1 protein-coding gene is annotated in these 2,670 nt (G+C 66.5%); it reads left to right on the top strand.

Annotated elements, in window-relative coordinates; translation table 11 throughout:
- Positions 1 to 2,670: non-ribosomal peptide synthetase (locus ACWETB_RS23775; protein ID WP_452214053.1), on the top strand; the 2,670-nt coding region annotated here is incomplete at both ends.

Below are 2,670 nucleotides of genomic sequence, written 5' to 3'. Positions count from 1 at the left end.
CGCAGTGGCCGTTGCGGGTGCGGTTGTGGCAGTCCGGGGATCGTGAGTTCGTGCTCGCGGTGATCGTGCACCACATCGCTGCTGACGGTGAGTCGCAGTTGCCGTTGCTGACCGATCTGCTGACCGCGTATGCGGCGCGGGTGGCTGGTGAGATGCCGGTGTTCGAGCCGTTGCCGGTGCAGTTCGCGGATTTCGCGATCTGGCAGCACGAGGTCCTCGGCTCCGCCGAAGACGCCGATTCGATGGTCGGCCGGCAGCTGGGGTACTGGCGTGAGCGGTTGGCGGGGCTGCCGGACGTGCTGGAGTTGCCGACCGACCGGCCACGGCCGCGGATCGCAAGCCACGACGGTGGTCGGATCGCGTTCGAGATCCCAGAGCCCGTCGGCAAGCAGATCGACGCGGTGTCCCGGCAGTACGGAGTAACCCCCTTCGTGGTGGTGCATGCCGCGCTGGCGGTGCTGTTGGCGCGACTGTCGGCTACCGAGGACATCGCGGTGGCGACGCCGATCGCCGGGCGTGGTCAGGCTGTTCTGGATCCGTTGGTGGGCATGTTCGTCAACACCCTCGTGCTCAGGGCACAGGTGGAGCCCGACGAGACCTTCGAAGGATTGTTGCGGCAGGTCAGGGCGGGCGATGTGGACGCCTTCGCCCACGCGGATGTGCCGTTCGAATCGGTGGTGGATGCCGTGGATCCGGTGCGCAGCGAGGCGTTCGCGCCGCTGGCGCAGGTGCTGTTGTCGTTCGATCCGGGTGCGTCGGTACGCGACGTCGATCTATCGGTGGCGGGCCTGGATTTCGAGGCGATCGTGGCCGACCATGTGCCGGCGCAGCTGGATCTGTACATCACCGTGTCGTCGGCGGTGAACGCGACGTGGTCGGGTTCGATCATCTACGCGACCGATCTGTTCGATGCGTCCACCGTCGAGGTGATCGCGAACGGGTTCGTGCGGGTGCTCGGTGGTTTGGTGGCTGATCCGTTGGTTGCGGTCGGTGATGTGGCGATCATGTCGCGGGCGGATGTGGTGGCGGAGGCCGGGGTTGAGTGGGGGCGGCCGGTGGAGTTGCCGGTGGTGACTTCGGTGGGTGATGCGGTTGCGGCTCAGGTGGGGCGGACTCCGTCTGCGGTGGCGTTGGTGTTCGGTGATCGTGAGGTGTCGTACGCGGAGTTCGGTGCGCGGGTGAATGTGTTGGCGCGGGAGTTGGTTGCGGCTGGGGTGGGGCCGGAGTCGGCTGTTGCGCTGTGTATTCCGCGGTCGGTGGAGATGATGGTCGCGATTCACGCGATCGTTGCGGCGGGTGGTCAGTACGTGCCGATCGATGTGGCGACGCCGGCTGATCGTGTGGAGTACATGTTGCGTACGGCGGGTGCGCGGTTGTTGTTGGTGTCGGATCGTTCGGTGGCTGCTGGTGCGGTGGGTGTCGCGGAGGCGGTCGGGGTGTCTGTGCTGGGGGTGTATGCGGGCGGGGAGGTTGATGTCGCTGCGGTGGTGGCGGCTCCGTTGGGTGTGGCTGATCGTGGTGTGCTGCATGGTGGTTCGGCGGTGTATACGTTGTTCACGTCGGGTTCGACGGGAATGCCCAAGGGGGTGACCCTGAGCCATGCGGCGGTGCTGAACCGGCTTTGGTGGGGTCTTGACGGGTTGCCGATCGACGCGACTGATGTGGTCGTTCAGAAGACGCCGTATACCTTTGACTGTTCGGTGCCGGAGTTGTTCGCGCCGTTGATGGTGGGCGCGAGGTTGGTGGTGCTCAAGGACGGCGGTCATCTGGAGCCGGTGTATGTGGCGCAGGAGATTGCGCGCACCCGGGCGACGATGGTGCATTTCGTGCCGTCGATGCTGTCGGTGTTCGTCGATGTGGTTCCTGCGGATCTTCTCGGGTCGCTGGATTCGGTGCGGATCGTATCGACTACCGGTGAGGCGTTGCCGCCGGCGGTGGCTGCGCCGACGCGCGAGGTGTGGCCGGATGCGTTGTTCTACAACCTGTACGGTCCGACCGAGGCTGCGGTGGAGATCACGTTCGAGGAGATCGGGCGGGTGTCGGCGGATGATCCTACGGTGCCGATCGGGGTGCCGGTGTGGAACTCGTCGGCGGTTGTTCTCGATCGGCGGTTGAATCGCGTGCCGGTGGGTGTGCCTGGCGAGTTGTATCTCGGTGGCCTGCAGTTGGCGCGTGGTTATGCCGCTCGGGCGGATCTGACGGCGGAACGGTTCGTGGCCGATCCGTATGGCGGGTCGGGTGCCCGGTTGTATCGGACCGGTGATCTGGTGCGGCGTCTGCCCGATGGTTCTCTGGAGTATCTGGGCCGGACCGATTTCCAGGTGAAGCTGCGTGGTCAGCGTATCGAGTTGGGGGAGATCGAGGCGGTGTTGGCCGCAGCGCCGGGGGTGGTGCACGCGGCGGCGGCGGTGGCGTCGGCTCCCGGTGGCGGTGAGCATCTGGTCGGTTACGTCGCCGGTGTGCCGGGCGTGGCGGTGGATGTGGCGGCGGTCCAGGCGACCGCGGCGGCGGCGTTGCCGGGCTACATGGTGCCGTCGGTGTGGATGGTGCTCGATGAGATCGCCCTGAACACGGCGGGCAAGATCGATCGTAAGGCGTTGCCGGCGCCGGAGTTCGGTGGTGTGGCGGCGGAGTTCGTGGCGCCTGAGGGTGACGCTGAGGTGGCTGTGG

This window comes from Gordonia sp. NPDC003950 (genome assembly GCF_053605205.1).
This window is presented reverse-complemented; position numbering and strand designations above follow the sequence as displayed.